Below are 19,473 nucleotides of genomic sequence, written 5' to 3'. Positions count from 1 at the left end.
GGGGGGGGGGGGGGGGGTGTGTTTCCCCCCCCCCCCCCCCCCCCCCCCCCCCCCCGCCCCAGAGGAAGTTCTTCGAGGAGAGCTCAGCTCTCCTCTTCCTGGCCGTCCTGCTCAGCCAGGCTCTTCTCCAGAACACGGCCCTCGCCGGGGGCGAGAGTGCCGAGGATCCTCTCCAGGTCCTCCACCGAGGCGAACTCGACCGTGATCTTCCCGCGCTTCTTGCCCAGGTCGACCTTCACCCGGGTCTCGAACCGGTCGGACAGGCGCGATGCCAGGTCCGACAGCGCGGGCGCCATCAGCGCTCCGGCCCTGGGCCCCTTGGGCTTCGCCTCGGTCTTGGGCTGGGAGTTCATCAGCTTGACGATCTCCTCGGTCGTACGCACCGAGAGGCCCTCGGCCACGATGCGCTTCGCGAGGTGGTCCTGCTCATCGGAATCGTCCAGCGTCAGCAGCGCTCGCGCATGACCGGCCGACAGCACACCGGCCGCGACCCGCTTCTGCACGGGCGGCGAGAGCTTCAGCAGACGCAGCGTGTTGGAGACCTGCGGCCGCGAACGGCCGATCCGGTCCGCCAACTGGTCGTGCGTGCAGGCGAAGTCCTTGAGCAGCTGGTCGTAGGCCGCGGCCTCTTCCAGCGGGTTGAGCTGCGCCCGGTGGAGGTTCTCCAGCAGCGCGTCGAGCAGGAGCTTTTCGTCGTCGGTTGCCCGGACGATCGCGGGAATCCGCTCCAGGCCCGCTTCCCTGCAAGCCCTCCAGCGCCGCTCGCCCATGATGAGCTCGAAGCGCTCCGCGCTGGTCTGTCGTACGACGACCGGCTGAAGCAGACCCACTTCCTTGATGGAAGTGACCAGCTCCGCAAGAGCGTCCGGATCGAACACATCGCGTGGCTGCCGGGGGTTGGGGTTGATCGCCCCGATCGGCACCTCCGCGAAGTACGCTCCGGCCGGCGCCTCCAGCTTCGCTGCCGCAGGCTGTTCCGGCTCCCGGTCCTGCGCCGGAACCTCTGCTGTTTCACGTGAAACATTCGAAGGCAGCGCGGCCACCTTCGCCGCGGCAACTCCCCGCTCCGCCGTCAGTACGGGCGCCGCTGCCGGAGCGGCATCCGGGGCAGTGGTCTGCTTCTCCTGCGGGCCCTGCGGGAACAGCGCGCCGAGCCCGCGTCCCAGTCCTCTAGGTCGATTGCTCATTGGACACCCTCCGCCATGCTGTGCTGGTTGTTCTGGTCGACAGCATGGGCGTGCTGCGCCTCGTAGAAGACACCCGCCCCTCGCAGGGCGATCTCGCGTGCTGCTTCGAGGTACGACAGCGAACCGCTGGAGCTCGGGTCGTAGGTGAGCACTGTCTGCCCATAGCTGGGAGCCTCCGAGATCCGGACGGACCTCGGGATGCTGGTCTTGAGGACTTCCTTGGCGAAGTGGCTCCGCACTTCCTCCGCGACCTGCGAAGCGAGGCGAGTCCGGCCGTCGTACATCGTCAGCAGGATCGTCGACACATGCAGCTCGGGGTTGAGGTGCCCACGCACCAGCTCCACGTTCCGCAGGAGCTGGCCGAGGCCTTCCAGCGCGTAGTACTCGCACTGGATGGGGATGAGCACTTCCTCGCCGGCGACCATCGCGTTCACGGTCAGCAGTCCCAGCGAAGGCGGGCAGTCGATGAGGACGTAGTCCAACGGCTGCTCGTACGCCTGGATCGCACGCTGAAGTCTGCTCTCCCGCGCCACCAGGGACACCAATTCGATCTCCGCACCGGCGAGATCGATCGTGGCCGGGGCACAGAAGAGGCCTTCGACGTCCCTGACGGGCTGGACCACGTCCGACAGCGGCTTGCTGTCGATCAGAACGTCGTAGATCGAGGGAACTTCGGAGTGATGGTCGATTCCCAGCGCCGTGGAGGCGTTGCCCTGCGGATCGAGGTCGATCACCAGAACCCGTGCGCCGTGAAGCGCGAGCGAGGCAGCGAGATTGACCGTCGTCGTGGTCTTCCCCACCCCACCCTTCTGGTTGGCAACCACCATCACACGTGTCTGCTCAGGCCTCGGCAGCCCCTCGCCTGCACGGCCGAGGGCATCTACCGCCAGTTGGGCAGCACGACCAATAGGGGTGTCGTCAGGCAGGGCCGATGTTTCACGTGAAACATCGTCTCCCGCCGCTTCGGAACGGGGGCCGGGGACCGGATCGGTCATCGGTCCCGCGATGTTGGCGTCGGACCGCAAGGATTCACTCTCCTCGACATCAGGCTCGTAATGCCCAGAGCCTGTCACGCTTTGGGGGTCATGAACCAGTGAGGCCCGTTCTCCTGTGGAAGAACCCGCCTTTGTGGACAACCCCATCGTCCTTTCGGGTCTTGACCCGTGCGGAGTGGCGGCCGCACGGCCCCGGCTGATGATTCCTTGCAGCAGCGAGCGACGTTTCACGTGAAACACGATGCACGCGCGGACTCACCCGGAGCCCTCGACACTCCGCGCCGCGCCTGCGCGGCACCTTGTATGGAGCATCAGGGTCCGAAGACAGCCGTGTTCTCCGGTGGCAGGGGCGTCAGCGACGCCGCCGGGAGCGGCCGGTCCGCGCGGCCTTGGCCCGCTTGGCGGCGAAACGGACTCCGCCGGGGCTCTCCCCGACCTCTACGCGCACCACTGTGGAGAGCGGGTCCACCACTCCCTCACCGACCCGGACCACCTCGGTCTTCACCACCCCGAGCTTGCTGAGCGCGGCACGCGCACCCTTGAGCTCCTCCTCGGCGGTGTCTCCCTTGAGCGCGAGCATCTCGCCGTACGGCCGCAGCAACGGAACGCCCCAGCCGGCCAGCCGGTCCAGGGGGGCCACCGCCCGCGCGGTCACCACGTGGACGGGGTCGACCTTCCCCATGACCTCTTCGGCCCGGCCGCGTACGACCGTCACATGGTCCAGGCCCAGCAGCTCGACGACCTCCTGGAGGAAGTTCGTACGCCGCAGCAGCGGCTCAAGCAAGGTGATCTTCAGGTCCGGGCGGGCCAGGGCGAGCGGAATACCGGGCAGTCCGGCTCCCGAACCCACGTCGCACACGGTGATGTTCTTGGGCACCACCTCCGAGAGCACGGCACAGTTCAGCAGGTGCCGCTCCCACAGACGCGGTACTTCACGGGGGCCGATCAGCCCTCGCTCGACGCCTGCGTCCGCGAGCAGCTCGGCGTACCGAACGGCTTGCGGGAAGAACTCACCGAATACCTCTTTGGCTACTTCCGGCGCCTGGGGAAGCTCCGCTGCTGCCTCCGTCACGGGGACCGTCCTTCCGTACCGCACTGGGGTGGCTGACTATCAGGCTGACAAAGATCGGCCCCGCCTGCGAACAGACGGGGCCGAAAGACAATGATCCGGTCAGGCCGGAAGCACGACGACGAAGCGCTGGGGCTCCTCGCCCTCGGACTCGCTGCGCAGGCCCGCCGCGGCGACCGCATCGTGCACGACCTTGCGCTCGAAGGGCGTCATCGGGTCCAGCTTCACGGGCGCACCGGAGCTCTTGGCCTCGTCGGCGGCCTTCGCACCGATCTCCGCGAGCTCCTCGCGCTTCTTCGCCCGGAAGCCCGCGATGTCCAGCATCAGCCGGCTGCGGTCACCGGTCTCCCGGTGCACGGCGAGCCGGGTCAGCTCCTGAAGTGCTTCGAGCACCTCACCGTCACGGCCCACCAGCTTCTGCAGGTCACGGCCGCTGGAGTCGCTGATGATCGAAACGGCTGCCCGGTCGGCTTCGACGTCCATGTCGATGTCGCCGTCCAGGTCCGCGATGTCGAGCAGACCCTCAAGGTAGTCGGCTGCGATCTCGCCTTCCTGCTCCAGGCGCGTCAGGGTGTCGTTGCCCTCGGCGGGCGCGGAGGAAGTGGTGGTGTCCGTCACGGGAGGACTCCTTCTTACTTCTTGGACGGGTGCTTGGGCCGCTGCGGACCCTTGCGCTGCCCGGACTTGGCTTGGCGTGCGGAACCGGCGGGCTTGCCTGCCGACGTGGGCTTGGCGTCCTGCGGCGCGTCCTTCTTCTCCAAGGAGGTCTTGGAGACGGAGTCCTCGGGAGTCTTGGCCGTGCCCTGCTGGGACGTGGCGACCTGGCGCTTCGCCTTGGTCTGGCGCTTGGGCTGCTGACGCTTCGCGACGGGGGTGCCGCCCTCGGCCTCGGCGATCGCGGCGGTGCTCTTGGCGACCGTACCGTCCGCCTCGGCCACCAGGCCGGCCTTGGCCAGACCGTTGATGAACTTGCGCTCGACATCGTTGCGGTCGGTGCCCTTGGCGACGATCACCTTGATGACGTTGCGCTTGCGGCGGGCCTTGACCTCACCGGAGGCCACCGTGGTCTTCAGCAGTCGCTGCAGGTAGGAGTCCTGCGCCTTGCTGCCGGGCGTCGGGTTCTGGTTGATCACGTACATCTGCTGGCCCATGGTCCACACGTTGGTGGTCAGCCAGTAGACGAGCACACCCACGGGGAAGTTGATGCCCATCACCATGAACATCACGGGGAAGATGTACATCATCATCTTCTGCTGCTGCATGAACGGCGTCTTGACCGTGAGGTCGACGTTCTTCGTCATGAGCTGGCGCTGCGTGTAGAACTGCGACGCCGACATCATCACGATCATGACCGCGGTGACGATCTTGACCGAGGTGGCCGAGGCGCCGAGGCTCTCGATCTTGGACGCGCTGTCGGTGAACTTCGCGGCCAGCGGGGCACCGAAGATGTGCGCCTGACGGGCGCTTTCCAGCAGCGTGTCGTTGATGACACCGATCTTCTTGCCGTCGGCGATGCTGGAGAGCACGTGGTACAGGGCGAAGAAGAACGGCGACTGCGCCAGGATGGGAAGGCACGAGGAGAGCGGGTTGGTACCCGTCTCCTTGTACAGCTTCATCATCTCTTCGGACTGACGCTGTTTGTCGCTCTTGTAGCGCTCCTGGATCGCCTTCATCTTCGGCTGGAGCACCTGCATGTTCCGCGTCGACTTGATCTGCTTCACGAAGAGCGGGATCAGGCAGATACGGATCAGCACCACCAGCGACACGATGGACAGGCCCCAGGCCCATCCCGTATCGGGGCCGAAAATGGCGCCGTACACCTTGTGGAACTGGACGATGACCCAGGAAACGGGCCAGGTGATGAAGCTGAACAGACTGGCAATCGTGTCCACTAATCAGGCTCCTTGAGCATTGGGCGAGGTCTCTGCGGCCGGGCTCGGGGTTTCGGGGGCCGATCCCCGAGAAGACACGCCAACGGCGGACTTCTCGCCCTTGCTACCGCGCCACGCGTCGCGCAGCGCTTCGTGCCACCGCCGCCGGGTGCGTGGCGGGACATGGTCCACACCACCGGGCGACCACGGGTTGCACCGCAGAATGCGCCAGGCGGTGAGGGCAGTGCCCTTCACCGCACCGTGCCGGTCGATGGACGTGAATCCGTAGTGGGAACACGACGGGTAGTACCGGCAGACCGGCCCGAGCATGGGGCTGATGGTCCACTGGTACAGCTTGATGAGCGCCAGCAGCGGGTACTTCATCGCGTGCCTCTCCCCCGACCTTCGGTTTGGGGATCCCCGCCCAGCAGCCGCTGAAATGCGGCGTCCAGGTCTCGGGCCAGCTGTGCGTGGGTGGCGTCACCCGCTCCGGGCAGCGCCCGTACAACCACCAGGCTACCGGGGGGCAGCCCGGCGATCCGGTCGCGCATGAGGTGGCGAAGTCTCCGCTTCACCGCGTTGCGTACGACAGCGACGCCGACGGCTTTGCTCACGACGAAACCCGCACGCGCCGGGGGAATGCTCTCCCCTGCCGCGTGCGGGTCCGTTGCACCGCTACTACGTAGATGGACGACGAGAAGCGGGCGGCCTGCGCGGCGCCCTCGTCGTACCGCGGTCGCGAAGTCCTCGCGCCGCCTCAGCCGATTCTCGGTAGGCAGCACGTCATGATCCCTACGGGATCAGGCGGACAGCTCAGTGCGGCCCTTGGCACGGCGGTTCGCCAGGATGGCGCGGCCGGCGCGGGTACGCATGCGCAGACGGAAGCCGTGGGTCTTGGCACGACGACGGTTGTTCGGCTGGAAGGTGCGCTTGCTCACTCGGGGGCTCCAGAAATGAATCGGGGATGGCGAAACATCGCCTGGCTGTCACCGTGCGCCCACGAGGAAGCTCGCAACGCTCTCAGTGCACCGCGTTCACGATCATTGACCATGATCTTGCCCATCGGAGGCAGGCGGCAGCAGCCATCGACAACTCGACCTGGTTACGGTACGCGCGGCTACGCCATCCGGTCAAACCGGGGCTTGTCGGGGGTCCTCTGTGCACAGCCTGTGGACAACAACTTGAACCGCGTGAGCTGCCACGACTACCGTGGCCCAACCTGGAACCGGGCTTTCGTAGACATGCAGCCGATGTGTCCGTACCTGTCCAGCCCGTACTTCCCGTCCCGTCCCGAGAACCACACCTTCGTGGGACCTGTGAGAGAGCGTGCCCTGTGGCTGACGTACCTGCCGATCTTGCCGCAGTGTGGCCGCACGTGCTGGAGCATCTGCTCGGCGAGGGCCAGCAGGGCGTCGAGGCCAAGGACAAACAGTGGATCGAACGCTGCCAGCCTCTCGCGCTGGTCGCCGACACCGCACTGCTCGCCGTGCCCAACGAGTACAGCAAGCAGGTCCTGGAGGGCCGGCTCGCACCGCTCATCAGTGAGGCCCTGAGCCACGAGTGCGGCCGGCCGATCCGCATCGCCATCACCGTCGACGACTCCGTCGGCGAGTCGCCCGCCCCGCAGGCCCCGCCCGCCCGGCAGCAGTCCCCGTACCAGGGACAGCACCAAGGACAGCAGCACCAGGGGCAGCACGGCCAGCCGCAGCACCCCCAGCAGCACGACGAGCCGCCGCAGCGGGACGTACGGGACGGCCGTGACGCACGCGACTCGTACGACTCCTACGGGCACCGCCCCCAGGACGACGGCCTCACCGCCCGGCCCGCCTACCCCGAGTACCGCCAGCAGTCGCGCCCCGCGCCGGGTGCCTGGCCGGGCGGCGGGCAGGACGACCACGGCGGCTGGCAGCAGCAGCGCCTCGGCGGCTTCCAGGAGCGCGACCCCTACTCCCGGCCGCCGCAGCACGACTACCGCTCGCAGCTGCCCGACCGTCCCTCGTACGACCAGCAACAGCAGTCGTACGACCAGCAGCGCCAGGACCGCTCCGAGCGCCAGGACCAGGGTCCGCGGCACGGCGGCGGCCAGGCCCTGCCGGCGGCCAGTGGCGCTCCCGGCCCGCTGGCCGCGCAGCCCGCTCCGGCCCCCGGCCCCGGCGAGCCGCACGCGCGCCTGAACCCCAAGTACCTCTTCGACACCTTCGTGATCGGCTCGTCGAACCGGTTCGCGCACGCGGCCGCCGTCGCCGTGGCCGAGGCGCCCGCGAAGGCGTACAACCCCCTCTTCATCTACGGGGAGTCCGGGCTCGGCAAGACCCACCTGCTGCACGCCATCGGTCACTACGCGCGCAGCCTCTACCCGGGCACCCGGGTGCGGTACGTGAGCTCGGAGGAGTTCACCAACGAGTTCATCAACTCCATCCGCGACGGCAAGGGCGACGCGTTCCGCAAGCGCTACCGCGACGTGGACATCCTGCTCGTCGACGACATCCAGTTCCTGGCGAGCAAGGAGTCGACGCAGGAGGAGTTCTTCCACACCTTCAACACCCTGCACAACGCGAACAAGCAGATCGTGCTGTCCTCCGACCGGCCGCCCAAGCAGCTGGTGACGCTGGAGGACCGGCTGCGCAACCGCTTCGAGTGGGGCCTGACGACCGACGTACAGCCGCCGGAGCTGGAGACGCGGATCGCGATCCTCCGCAAGAAGGCGGTGCAGGAGCAGCTCAACGCCCCGCCGGAGGTCCTGGAGTTCATCGCCTCCCGCATCTCGCGCAACATCCGCGAGCTGGAGGGGGCGCTGATCCGGGTCACGGCCTTCGCGAGCCTGAACCGGCAGCCGGTGGACCTCGGTCTCACCGAACAGGTCCTCAAGGACCTGATCCCGGGCGGCGAGGACGCCTCCCCGGAGATCACCGCGCCCGCCATCATGTCGGCGACCGCGGACTACTTCGGTCTGACCGTGGACGACCTGTGCGGATCCTCGCGCAGCCGCGTGCTGGTGACGGCCCGCCAGATCGCCATGTACCTGTGCAGGGAGCTCACCGACCTGTCGCTGCCGAAGATCGGCGCGCAGTTCGGCGGCCGCGACCATACGACGGTGATGCACGCGGACCGCAAGATCCGCGCGCTGATGGCCGAGCGCCGCTCCATCTACAACCAGGTCACGGAGCTCACCAACCGCATCAAGAACGGCTGACAGCGGCGGCGTTACGCCGGCAGAGGCGCCCGGAGAGCGATTCTCCCGGGCGCCTTTTCGTGTGCCCGGGCCGCTTCTCGCGTCCTGTGGAGGCCGATTCAGGGGGTCGGGAGGTGCTTTTCGGAGCCTTCCGAGCGTTGTCCCAAGCCTGTTGATGCCCGCCGGTGTTCGAATTCGGCCGTGAGAGCTGCAGTTCTCCACAGATCCTGGGACGATGTCCCGTCCACACCCTGGGGACTGGGAAGTTGTCCAGATTGCGTCCACAGGCGCGGTTGCTGAGGCTTCATCACACCAGGTCAGGTGGCTGTGGAATTGTGGCAAACTTTAATCCACAGGCTGTGGACAGAATTTCTGTCCACAGGGTCTCCACCGAGTTGTCCACCGGCGGCCCACAGGCTGGGGTTCCTTTCCCACAGCTTTTCCCCAACGCTGTCCACTGTTCGGCAACACGACACCCGCTCTCACCGGGTCGAGTGAAAGCCGTCACACCAAGGAGGTCGATTGGCCTGTGGGGAAGGTGGGTAAAGCTGGGGACACAGCTGTGGGGAAGTAGGGGCAGCCTGTGCATCGGGTGTGCAGAACTTCCGCCCGTCCACAGAAGGGGCAGGTTGTCCACTGGTTCCGCCCACAGGCACGGTGGACAAAAAAGTGGGTCTGAGCTGCGGAAACGGGGTTATCCACGGTTTCCACAGGCCCTACTACTACTCCCACTAAGAGTTAGCCCAGAATCCGCATCGAAGAAGGCCCTGTGTACAACTCGGCCCGGTGCCCCCTCGGGCCTCTCGCCACGACTTGACCCACGGCCGCACCGACTGTCGGTGGCGTGCGTCAGACTGGTCCCCGGTGAACCTCCCCAGCCGACGGCCGGGAGACACCAGTCAGACGAAGAAAGCCAGCAGGGCGAGCCAGCAACAGCAGGAGGCGGTTCCGGTGAAGATCCGGGTGGAGCGCGATGTACTCGCGGAGGCGGTGGCCTGGACGGCCCGCAGCCTCCCGGCCCGTCCGCCGGTGCCCGTCCTCGCGGGCCTTCTGCTGAAGGCCGAGGAGGGCGCACTGAGCCTCTCCGGCTTCGACTACGAGGTCTCGGCCCGTGTGTCGGTCGACGCGGAGATCGAGGAGGACGGCACGGTCCTGGTGTCGGGGCGTCTGCTCGCGGACATCTGCCGCGCCCTCCCCAACCGCCCGGTGGAGATTTCCACAGACGGTGTACGGGCGACCGTGGCCTGCGGCTCCTCTCGGTTCACACTCCACACCCTTCCTGTGGAGGAGTACCCGGCGCTGCCGCAGATGCCGACCGCCACGGGCACCGTCCCCGGTGAGGTCTTCGCCTCCGCCGCCGCCCAGGTGGCCATCGCCGCCGGCCGTGACGACACGCTGCCGGTGCTGACCGGTGTGCGCATCGAGATCGAGGGCGAGACGGTCACGCTGGCGTCCACCGACCGCTACCGCTTCGCGGTCCGCGAGTTCCTGTGGAAGCCCGAGGACCCCGACGCGTCCGCGGTCGCCCTGGTGCCCGCCAAGACGCTCCTGGACACCGCCAAGTCGCTGACCAGCGGTGACACGGTCACGATCGCGCTGTCCGGCTCGGGCGCCGGTGAGGGCCTGATCGGTTTCGAGGGTGCCGGCCGCCGTACGACGACCCGGCTGCTCGAAGGCGACCTGCCGAAGTACCGCACGCTCTTCCCCACCGAGTTCAACTCGGTCGCCGTCATCGAGACCGCCCCGTTCGTCGAGGCCGTCAAGCGTGTGGCGCTGGTGGCCGAGCGGAACACCCCGGTGCGGCTGACCTTCGAGCAGGGCGTGCTGATCCTCGAAGCGGGCTCCAGCGACGACGCACAGGCTGTGGAGCGCGTCGACGCCAACCTGGACGGCGACGACATCTCGATCGCCTTCAACCCGACGTTCCTGCTGGACGGCCTGAGCGCGATCGACTCCCCGGTCGCCCAGCTCTCCTTCACGACGTCCACCAAGCCGGCGCTGCTCAGCGGCCGTCCTGCCGTGGACGCCGAGGCGGACGACGCGTACAAGTACCTGATCATGCCGGTGCGTCTCTCCGGCTGATCGCCCAGCAGTGCGGTTCAGGCCCGGGGCCGGGTGGCGCCGGGCCTGACGTGCCCCTCGGGCCGGACGCACAAGCCGGGCGTAGGCTCGGACCTGGGTACGAATCGCGTACGAATCGCCTCGAATCTAAGGAATCTCTGATGGAGCTCGGTCTCGTCGGCCTCGGCAAGATGGGCGGCAACATGCGCGAGCGCATCCGCCGCGCAGGTCACACCGTCATCGGTTACGACCGCAACCCGGACGTCGCCGATGTCCACAGCCTGGAAGAGCTTGTGGGCAAGCTCAAGGGCCCGCGCGTCGTCTGGGTCATGGTCCCGGCCGGCGACGCCACCCAGTCCACGATCGACGCGCTCGGCGAGCTGCTCTCCCCCGGCGACGTCGTCGTCGACGGCGGCAACTCGCGATGGACGGACGACGAGAAGCACGCCGAGGAGCTGAAGGCCAAGGGCATCGGCTTCGTCGACTGCGGCGTCTCCGGCGGCGTCTGGGGCCTGGAGAACGGCTACGCGCTGATGTACGGCGGCTCCGCCGAGGACGTCGCCAAGGTCCAGCCGGTCTTCGACGCCCTGAAGCCCGAGGGCGAGTTCGGCTCGGTCCACGCGGGCAAGGTCGGCGCCGGCCACTTCGCCAAGATGGTCCACAACGGCATCGAGTACGCCATGATGCAGGCGTACGCCGAGGGCTGGGAGCTCCTGGAGAAGGTCGACTCCGTCACCGACGTGCGCGAGGTCTTCCGCTCCTGGCAGGAGGGCACGGTCATCCGTTCCTGGCTGCTGGACCTGGCCGTCAACGCGCTCGACGACGACGAGCACCTGGAGGGCCTGCGGGGCTACGCCTCGGACTCCGGTGAGGGCCGCTGGACCGTGGAAGCGGCCATCGACAACGCCGTACCGCTGCCCGCGATCACGGCCTCCCTGTTCGCCCGCTTCGCGTCGCGCCAGGACGACTCCCCGCAGATGAAGATGATCGCCGCGCTGCGCAACCAGTTCGGTGGCCACGCGGTCGAGTCCAGCAAGAAGTAAGCGCGGTCGGGGGAAGGTCGGCGCACCACCATGCACGTCACGCATCTGTCGCTGGCCGACTTCCGCTCGTACGCCCGGGTCGAAGTTCCTCTCGACCCGGGCGTCACCGCTTTCGTGGGGGCGAACGGGCAGGGCAAGACGAATCTGGTCGAGGCGGTCGGCTACCTCGCCACCCTCGGCAGCCACCGGGTGTCCTCGGACGCCCCGCTGGTACGGATGGGGGCCGAGCGTGCGGTGATCCGCGCGGCCGTCACCCAGGGCGAGCGGTCCCAGCTGGTCGAGCTGGAGCTCAATCCGGGCCGGGCGAACCGGGCCAGGATCAACAGGTCGTCCCAGGTCAAGCCGAGGGACGTGCTGGGGATCGTACGGACGGTGCTGTTCGCGCCCGAGGACCTGGCCCTGGTGAAGGGTGACCCGGGCGAGCGCAGGAAGTTCCTCGACGAACTGATCACGGCACGCTCGCCGCGCATGGCCGGGGTCCGCTCGGACTACGAGCGCGTACTGAAGCAGCGCAACACCCTCCTGAAGTCGGCGGCGATGGCGCGGCGGCACGGCGGCCGGTCCATGGACATGTCCACCATCGACGTGTGGGACCAGCACTTGGCGAAGGCCGGTGCGGAACTCCTCGCGCAGCGGCTCGACCTCATCGCGACCCTGCACCCGCTGGCCGACAAGGCGTACGAGCAACTGGCGCCCGGCGGTGGCCCGTTGGGGCTGGAGTACCGCAGCTCGGCGCCCGGCGACGGGCTGTCCCGCGAGGAGCTGTACGGGCAGTTGCTGGCGGCGCTGGCCGAGGCGCGCAAGCAGGAGATCGAGCGGGGTGTGACGCTGGTCGGTCCGCACCGGGACGAACTGCTGCTGAAGCTGGGGCAGTTGCCCGCCAAGGGCTATGCCAGCCACGGGGAGTCCTGGTCGTTCGCGTTGGCGCTGCGGCTGGCTTCGTACGACCTGTTGCGCGCGGAGGGCAACGAGCCGGTGCTCGTACTGGACGACGTCTTCGCGGAACTGGATGTGCGGCGGCGCGAGCGGCTGGCAGAGCTCGTGGCGCCCGGTGAGCAGGTACTCGTGACGGCGGCGGTCGACGACGACGTTCCGGGGGTGCTGTCGGGGGTCCGCTACGGGGTGGCCGACGGTGAGGTGACCCGGCTGTGAGCGACGACAAGCCGAAGTCAGGAGGCTCCGGGGGGCCCGAGTCCTCGGGTGTGGATCTGGCCCGGCAGGCGCTGGCGGCGGCGAAGGAGCAGGCGCGGGCGCGAGGGGCTGCGGCTCAGCAGAAGAAGACGGTGCGGCGGGGCGGCAGCCTGCGCTCCGGGTCGGGGGCCGACGGCCGTGACCCGTTGAAGCTGGGGGCAGCCCTGGACCGGCTGAAGACCGAGCGGGGCTGGGAGATGCCGATCGCGGTCAGCGGGGTGATGGGGCGCTGGAAGGAGATCGTCGGTCCGGACGTCGCCCAGCACTCCGAGCCGCTGAAGTACGACGAGGACGAGCGGATCCTCGTGGTGCAGTGCGATTCCACGGCGTGGGCGACCCAGCTGAAGTGGATGGTGCCCAATCTGCTGAAGCGGCTCAACGGAGAGCTCGGGCGGGACACCGTACGGGTCATCAAGCTGGAAGGCCCGAAGGGCCCGCAGCGCCGGTACGGGCCCCTGCGGGCGCCGGGGAGCAAGGGACCCGGCGATACGTACGGGTAGGCCGGTTCTGCGATGTTTCACGTGAAACGGCGACCGTGATGTTTCACGTGAAACCGGACGGCAGGAGTGAGGCGTCCCTCACCGTAGTGAGAGGTTGACAGCCCGAAGCGCTGGGCGCCGGTGTGAGCCGCCTGGAGCCCCTCCCTGAATATGGGGAGTCGTTCGGCCCCGGTTCGGGGCGGCACATGCGGACTCAGGTACCGGCAAACCCCCATTCATGTCCGCGCTACCGGTAGACTGGTGAGTAGTCCCCGCTTATTTCGCGGGGCACGTCGACTCACACAGAACGACGCAGCCGCTCCTGCCTGCCTGGGGATGGGGAACCCCCCAGCCGAAGGCAGGGGATGGGCCTGTGCTGTGCCAGAAAGGGCGCTTCGTGGCCGATTCCGGCAACCCCAACGAGATCAGTCCGTCCACCGCCGGCGAGGACGGCGAGGGCACCCCCGTGGAGGTGACCTCTTCGCGGGGTACTTCCGCCGAGGTCACCTCGTCGTACGACGCCAGCGCGATCACAGTTCTTGAGGGCCTGGACGCGGTCCGCAAGCGACCCGGCATGTACATCGGCTCGACCGGTGAGCGTGGCCTGCACCACATGGTGCAGGAAGTCGTCGACAACTCCGTCGACGAGGCCCTGGCCGGGCACGCGGACTCCATCGATGTCACGATCCTGGCCGACGGCGCCGTGCGCGTCATCGACAACGGCCGAGGCATCCCGGTGGGCATCCACCCCGTGGAGAAGAAGCCGGCCGTCGAGGTCGTACTCACCGTCCTGCACGCGGGCGGCAAGTTCGGCGGCGGCGGCTACGCGGTCTCCGGCGGTCTGCACGGCGTCGGCGTCTCCGTCGTGAACGCCCTTTCGTACAAGCTGGCCGTCGAGATCAGGACGGACGGCTACCGCTGGACGCAGGAGTACAAGGCGGGCGCCCCGACCGCGCCGCTGGAGCGGCACGAGGCCACCGAGGAGACCGGTACCTCGGTCACCTTCTGGGCCGACCCCGACATCTTCGAGACCACCGAGTACTCGTTCGAGACGCTGTCGCGGCGTTTCCAGGAGATGGCGTTCCTCAACAAGGGACTGACCATCAAGCTGACGGACGAGCGGGAGTCCGCGAAGGCCGTCGTCGGTGCGGACACCCCGGAGACCGCCGACGACGAGCAGGTCCGTACGGTCACGTACCACTACGAAGGCGGCATCGTCGACTTCGTGAAGTACCTGAACTCGCGCAAGGGCGAGCTCATCCACCCGACCGTCATCGACGTCGAGGCCGAGGACAAGGAGCGGATGCTCTCGGTCGAGATCGCGATGCAGTGGAACTCGCAGTACAGCGAGGGGGTCTACTCCTTCGCCAACACGATCCACACGCACGAGGGCGGTACGCACGAGGAAGGCTTCCGTGCGGCACTGACGGGCCTGGTCAACCGGTACGCGCGGGAGAAGAAGTTCCTGCGCGAGAAGGACGACAACCTCGCCGGTGAGGACATCCGCGAGGGTCTGACCGCGATCATCTCGGTGAAGCTGGGCGAGCCGCAGTTCGAGGGCCAGACCAAGACCAAGCTGGGCAACACGGAGGCCAAGACCTTCGTGCAGAAGGTCGTGCACGAGCACCTCAACGACTGGTTCGACCGCAACCCGAACGAGGCCGCGGACATCGTCCGCAAGGCGATCCAGGCCGCCACGGCCCGTGTCGCCGCCCGCAAGGCGCGCGATCTGACCCGCCGCAAGGGCCTGCTGGAGTCGGCGTCGCTGCCGGGCAAGCTCAGCGACTGCCAGTCCAACGACCCGACGAAGTGCGAGATCTTCATCGTCGAGGGTGACTCCGCCGGGGGTTCGGCGAAGTCCGGCCGCAACCCGATGTACCAGGCCATCCTGCCGATCCGAGGCAAGATCCTGAACGTCGAGAAGGCGCGCATCGACAAGATCCTCCAGAACACCGAGGTCCAGGCGCTGATCAGCGCCTTCGGTACCGGTGTGCACGAGGACTTCGACATCGAGAAGCTCCGCTATCACAAGATCATCCTGATGGCGGACGCCGACGTCGACGGTCAGCACATCAACACGCTGCTCCTCACCTTCCTGTTCCGCTTCATGCGGCCGCTGGTCGAGGCCGGTCACGTGTACCTGTCGCGCCCGCCGCTGTACAAGCTCAAGTGGAGCCGGGACAACGTCGAGTACGCCTACTCCGACCGTGAGCGCGACGCGCTGCGCGAGGCCGGCGAGCAGCAGGGCAAGCGCATCAAGGAGGGCGACCTCCAGCGCTTCAAGGGTCTCGGTGAGATGGATGCCGAGGAGCTGCGCATCACCACGATGGACGTCGACCACCGCGTGCTCGGCCAGGTCACCCTGGACGACGCGGCCCAGGCCGACGACCTGTTCTCGGTGCTGATGGGTGAGGACGTCGAGGCACGGCGCTCGTTCATCCAGCGCAACGCCAAGGACGTTCGCTTCCTCGACATCTGAGTCGGTCCGTCGCTGTGACCGCTTCGAAAGGATTTTGACCAGCAATGGCCGACGAGAACACCCCTGTCACCCCTGCTCCCGAGGATCAGACCGTACGGATCGAGCCCGTCGGGCTTGAGACCGAGATGCAGCGGTCCTACCTCGACTACGCGATGTCCGTCATCGTGGCGCGTGCGCTGCCCGACGTACGGGACGGCCTGAAGCCGGTCCACCGTCGTGTGCTGTACGCGATGTACGACGGCGGCTACCGGCCCGAGAAGGGCTTCTACAAGTGCGCCCGCGTCGTCGGTGACGTCATGGGTACGTACCACCCGCACGGCGACTCCTCGATCTACGACGCCCTGGTGCGTCTGGCGCAGCCGTGGTCGATGCGGATGCCGCTGGTGGCGTCCAACGGAAACTTCGGTTCCCCGGGCAACGACCCGGCCGCCGCCATGCGGTACACCGAGTGCAAGATGGCGAACCTCTCCATGGAGATGGTCCGCGACATCGACGAGGAGACCGTCGACTTCACGGCCAACTACGACGGCCGTAACCAGGAGCCGACGGTCCTGCCGGCCCGTTTCCCGAACCTGCTGGTCAACGGCTCGGCGGGTATCGCTGTCGGTATGGCGACGAACATTCCGCCGCACAACCTGCGCGAGGTCGCCGCAGGTGCGCAGTGGTGCCTGGAGAACCCGGAGGCCTCGCAGGAGGAGCTCCTGGACGCGCTGATGGAGCGCATCAAGGGCCCCGACTTCCCGACCGGTGCGCTGGTGGTGGGCCGCAAGGGCATCGAGGAGGCGTACCGGACGGGCCGCGGCTCGATCACGATGCGCGCCGTGGTGGCGGTCGAGGAGATCCAGAACCGGCAGTGCCTGGTCGTCACGGAACTCCCGTACCAGACCAACCCGGACAACCTGGCGCAGAAGATCGCCGACCTGGTGAAGGACGGCAAGGTCGGCGGCATCGCCGACGTCCGTGACGAGACCTCGTCGCGCACCGGTCAGCGCCTGGTCGTCGTGCTCAAGCGCGACGCGGTCGCCAAGGTCGTGCTGAACAACCTGTACAAGCACACCGACCTGCAGTCGAACTTCGGCGCGAACATGCTGGCGCTGGTCGACGGCGTGCCGCGCACCCTGTCGCTGGACGCGTTCATCCGCCACTGGGTGACGCACCAGATCGAGGTCATCGTCCGGCGTACGCAGTTCCGGCTGCGCAAGGCCGAGGAGCGGGCGCACATCCTGCGCGGTCTGCTCAAGGCGCTGGACGCGATCGACGAGGTCATCGCGCTGATCCGCCGCTCCAACACGGTGGAGATCGCCCGCGAGGGCCTGATGAGCCTCCTGGCCATCGACGAGATCCAGGCGAACGCGATCCTGGAGATGCAGCTGCGCCGCCTGGCCGCACTGGAGCACCAGAAGATCACGGCGGAGCACGACGAGCTCCAGGCCAAGATCAACGAGTACAACCAGATCCTGGCCTCCCCGCAGCGCCAGCGCGCGATCGTCAGCGAGGAACTGGCCGTCATCGTCGACAAGTTCGGCGACGACCGGCGTTCCCAGCTGGTGCCCTTCGACGGCGACATGTCCATGGAGGACCTGATCGCCGAGGAGGACATCGTCGTCACCATCACCAACGGTGGCTACGTGAAGCGCACGAAGACCGAGGACTACCGGTCGCAGAAGCGCGGCGGCAAGGGGGTGCGCGGCACCAAGCTGAAGCAGGACGACATCGTCGACCACTTCTTCGTGTCGACGACGCACCACTGGCTGCTGTTCTTCACGAACAAGGGCCGGGTGTACCGGGCGAAGGCGTACGAGCTGCCGGACGCCGGGCGGGACGCGCGCGGCCAGCACGTGGCGAACCTCCTCGCCTTCCAGCCGGACGAGAAGATCGCGCAGATCCTGGCGATCCGGGACTACGACGCCGCGCCGTACCTGATCCTGGCCACCAAGGGCGGCCTGGTGAAGAAGACGTCGCTGAAGGACTACGACTCGCCCCGTTCGGGTGGTGTCATCGCGATCAACCTGCGCGAGACCGCGGACGGCAGCGACGACGAGCTGATCGGCGCGGAGCTGGTGTCGGCGGAGGACGATCTGCTGCTGGTCAGCAGGAAGGCCCAGTCGATCCGGTTCACGGCGACCGACGACGCGCTGCGTCCCATGGGGCGTGCGACCTCGGGTGTGAAGGGCATGAGCTTCCGCGAGGGCGACGAACTGCTCTCGATGAATGTGGTCAGGCCCGGTACGTTCGTGTTCACCGCGACCGACGGCGGGTACGCGAAGCGCACTCCGGTCGACGAGTACCGCGTCCAGGGCCGCGGCGGTCTGGGCATCAAGGCCGCCAAGATCGTGGAGGACCGGGGCTCGCTCGTCGGTGCGCTGGTGGTGGAGGCTACGGACGAGATCCTCGCCATCACACTCGGCGGCGGTGTGATTCGTACGCGAGTCAACGAAGTCAGGGAGACGGGCCGTGACACCATGGGCGTCCAACTGATCAACCTGGGCAAGCGGGATGCCGTCGTCGGCATCGCGCGCAACGCCGAGGCAGGCCGTGAGGCCGAGGAGGTCGACGGCGTCGAGGACGGCCCGGAGACCGACGAGAACGGTGCGGTCACTGCCACGGCCGCGGCCGAAGTCGTCGAGGGCGCAGAGCCTTCGGCAGGGGAGCACGAGGAGTAGGTCGTGAGTGGAGCCACGGGCACCGGAGGAAACACTTCCGGGGCTGGAGCACCCGGTGCCCGTGGCTCTGCCGCGGACTCCCAGGGGGGAACTGTGACGGACACCCGGGGGCCGCAGCCCCAGCAGAGTTACGACGGGTACGCGGCAGGACCGCTGCCCGGTGAGCGGGAACAGCCGGCCCAGGGGCCGGGGACGCAGCCGTACCACCCGCCGCAGGCGTACCAGTCGACCCAGGGCGGTCCTGCCGGACCGCAGGGCGGCGGGGCGACACAGGGCGGCCAGCAGGGCGCTCAGCGCGGCGGCCAGCAGTCCGGTCAGCAGGGCGGCGGCGATACGCAGGGCGGTCAGACCGGTGCGGTGCGCCGGCCCCGTACCGGTGCGCGGACGACGCCTCGTACGCGCAAGGCGCGGCTGCGGGTGGCGAAGGCCGACCCGTGGTCGGTGATGAAGGTCAGCTTCCTGCTGTCGATCGCACTGGGCGTCTGCACGGTGATCGCGGCGGCGGTGCTCTGGATGGTCATGGACGCCATGGGCGTCTTCGCGACCGTCGGCGGCACGATCAGTGAGGCGACCAGCTCGACGGCCGGCTCCGGCGAGAGCAGCGGGTTCGACCTCCAGTCGTTCCTGTCGCTGCCCCGGGTGCTGATCTTCACCTCGGTGATCGCGGTGATCGACGTGGTGCTGGCGACGGCACTGGCGACGCTCGGCGCCTTCATCTACAACCTGTCGGCCGGTTTCGTGGGCGGTGTGGAGCTCACGCTCGCGGAGGACGAGTAGGCGCTGGTGGCGGGGGGCGGAGAACCGATTTTGGGACTGCGCCCCACGTGCGCTAATCTTCAGAAGTCAGCGCGCGAGCGCGGCGGGGCTATAGCTCAGTTGGTTAGAGCGCATCCCTGATAAGGATGAGGCCACAGGTTCAAATCCTGTTAGCCCCACTTTTACCGGTTGGCCCGGACGAGGAAGTTCTCGTCCGGGCCAACCGCTTTTGTGCGTGCGGCAGTTGAAGCCCCGGTAGGTCACCGATCGGTATCGGCCGGTGTGTATAGTCGGCCGCCAAGAGGTCTCCTACGTCAAGGAAAGACGAGGTCGCGCGGTGAAGAAGCTTCTCCTGGTCGCACTGGCCGCCATTGGCGGGCTCCTCGTGTACCGCCAGATCCAGGCGGATCGCGCCGAGCAGGATCTGTGGACGGAGGCGACTGACTCCGTGCCCGCAGGTTCGGGTGTCTGAGCTCCAGTAGTCACCAGCAGGGCCCCGGTCGCTTT

Annotated in this window: 17 protein-coding genes and 1 tRNA gene; 10 read left to right on the top strand and 8 right to left on the bottom strand. The window is 67.8% G+C overall.

Annotation, left to right across the window (positions count from 1 at the left end):
• Positions 1-83: 83 nt before the first annotated feature.
• The 8 genes from ACZ5PB_RS10930 to rpmH all read right to left on the bottom strand — a co-directional run bounded on the left by ACZ5PB_RS10930 (position 84) and on the right by rpmH (position 6,060).
• On the bottom strand, positions 84-1,187 hold the full coding sequence (locus ACZ5PB_RS10930; RefSeq protein ID WP_468689815.1) for a ParB/RepB/Spo0J family partition protein: 1,104 nt from the start codon (positions 1,185-1,187) through the stop codon (positions 84-86).
• Positions 1,184-2,260, bottom strand: coding sequence for a ParA family protein (locus ACZ5PB_RS10925; protein WP_468689813.1), 1,077 nt, complete (start codon positions 2,258-2,260; stop codon positions 1,184-1,186). Before ACZ5PB_RS10925 ends, ACZ5PB_RS10930 begins: the two co-directional genes overlap by 4 nt.
• A gap of 274 nt (positions 2,261-2,534) precedes the next feature.
• A complete protein-coding gene (rsmG, locus tag ACZ5PB_RS10920) occupies positions 2,535-3,254 on the bottom strand; it encodes a 16S rRNA (guanine(527)-N(7))-methyltransferase RsmG (protein WP_468689811.1) in 720 nt (239 codons plus the stop codon).
• A 99-nt stretch (positions 3,255-3,353) separates the two neighbouring features.
• A complete protein-coding gene (locus ACZ5PB_RS10915) occupies positions 3,354-3,869 on the bottom strand; it encodes a Jag family protein (RefSeq protein WP_468689810.1) in 516 nt (171 codons plus the stop codon).
• 14 nt (positions 3,870-3,883) lie between these two features.
• A complete protein-coding gene (gene yidC / locus ACZ5PB_RS10910) occupies positions 3,884-5,143 on the bottom strand; it encodes a membrane protein insertase YidC (RefSeq protein WP_468689808.1) in 1,260 nt (419 codons plus the stop codon).
• A gap of 3 nt (positions 5,144-5,146) precedes the next feature.
• Positions 5,147-5,506: a membrane protein insertion efficiency factor YidD gene (gene yidD, locus ACZ5PB_RS10905; protein ID WP_468689806.1), complete on the bottom strand. Its 360-nt coding sequence runs from the start codon at positions 5,504-5,506 to the stop codon at positions 5,147-5,149.
• Entirely contained in the window at positions 5,503-5,904 is a 402-nt protein-coding gene (gene rnpA / locus ACZ5PB_RS10900) for a ribonuclease P protein component (protein ID WP_468689804.1), read from the bottom strand. The genes yidD and rnpA overlap by 4 nt, the downstream gene beginning before the upstream one ends.
• Before the next feature lie 18 nt (positions 5,905-5,922).
• Positions 5,923-6,060 (bottom strand): 50S ribosomal protein L34, encoded by a 138-nt coding sequence (rpmH, locus tag ACZ5PB_RS10895; RefSeq protein ID WP_014137019.1) that lies wholly within the window; start codon positions 6,058-6,060, stop codon positions 5,923-5,925.
• A gap of 395 nt (positions 6,061-6,455) precedes the next feature.
• On the opposite strand from rpmH, the gene dnaA reads away from it, so the two are divergent.
• The 10 genes from dnaA to ACZ5PB_RS10845 all read left to right on the top strand — a co-directional run bounded on the left by dnaA (position 6,456) and on the right by ACZ5PB_RS10845 (position 19,438).
• Positions 6,456-8,315 carry a chromosomal replication initiator protein DnaA gene (gene dnaA / locus ACZ5PB_RS10890; RefSeq protein WP_468689802.1) on the top strand — a complete coding sequence of 620 codons (1,860 nt, stop codon included), beginning with the start codon at positions 6,456-6,458 and terminating at the stop codon, positions 8,313-8,315.
• A gap of 930 nt (positions 8,316-9,245) precedes the next feature.
• A complete protein-coding gene (gene dnaN / locus ACZ5PB_RS10885; protein WP_468689800.1) occupies positions 9,246-10,376 on the top strand; it encodes a DNA polymerase III subunit beta in 1,131 nt (376 codons plus the stop codon).
• Between the two features lie 140 nt (positions 10,377-10,516).
• On the top strand, positions 10,517-11,398 hold the full coding sequence (gene gnd / locus ACZ5PB_RS10880) for a phosphogluconate dehydrogenase (NAD(+)-dependent, decarboxylating) (RefSeq protein WP_468689798.1): 882 nt from the start codon (positions 10,517-10,519) through the stop codon (positions 11,396-11,398).
• Between the two features lie 30 nt (positions 11,399-11,428).
• Positions 11,429-12,550, top strand: a complete 1,122-nt coding sequence (recF, locus tag ACZ5PB_RS10875) for a DNA replication/repair protein RecF (protein WP_468689796.1) — start codon at positions 11,429-11,431, stop codon at positions 12,548-12,550.
• On the top strand, positions 12,547-13,089 hold the full coding sequence (locus ACZ5PB_RS10870; RefSeq protein ID WP_468689794.1) for a DciA family protein: 543 nt from the start codon (positions 12,547-12,549) through the stop codon (positions 13,087-13,089). The genes recF and ACZ5PB_RS10870 overlap by 4 nt, the downstream gene beginning before the upstream one ends.
• Before the next feature lie 352 nt (positions 13,090-13,441).
• Positions 13,442-15,547, top strand: coding sequence for a DNA topoisomerase (ATP-hydrolyzing) subunit B (gyrB, locus tag ACZ5PB_RS10865; RefSeq protein ID WP_468689792.1), 2,106 nt, complete (start codon positions 13,442-13,444; stop codon positions 15,545-15,547).
• Between the two features lie 44 nt (positions 15,548-15,591).
• Positions 15,592-18,210, top strand: a complete 2,619-nt coding sequence (gene gyrA / locus ACZ5PB_RS10860) for a DNA gyrase subunit A (RefSeq protein ID WP_468689790.1) — start codon at positions 15,592-15,594, stop codon at positions 18,208-18,210.
• A gap of 93 nt (positions 18,211-18,303) precedes the next feature.
• Positions 18,304-18,987 (top strand): DUF3566 domain-containing protein, encoded by a 684-nt coding sequence (locus tag ACZ5PB_RS10855; RefSeq protein ID WP_468689788.1) that lies wholly within the window; start codon positions 18,304-18,306, stop codon positions 18,985-18,987.
• 84 nt (positions 18,988-19,071) lie between these two features.
• Positions 19,072-19,145: transfer RNA gene (locus tag ACZ5PB_RS10850), tRNA-Ile, on the top strand.
• A gap of 158 nt (positions 19,146-19,303) precedes the next feature.
• On the top strand, positions 19,304-19,438 hold the full coding sequence (locus ACZ5PB_RS10845) for a DLW-39 family protein (RefSeq protein WP_003958712.1): 135 nt from the start codon (positions 19,304-19,306) through the stop codon (positions 19,436-19,438).
• The last annotated feature ends 35 nt before the right edge of the window (positions 19,439-19,473 follow it).

It is taken from the genome of Streptomyces sp. NPDC032721 (genome assembly GCF_055579625.1).
Note: the sequence above shows the minus strand (reverse complement) of the source record. Positions and strands in the feature narration are given on the sequence as shown.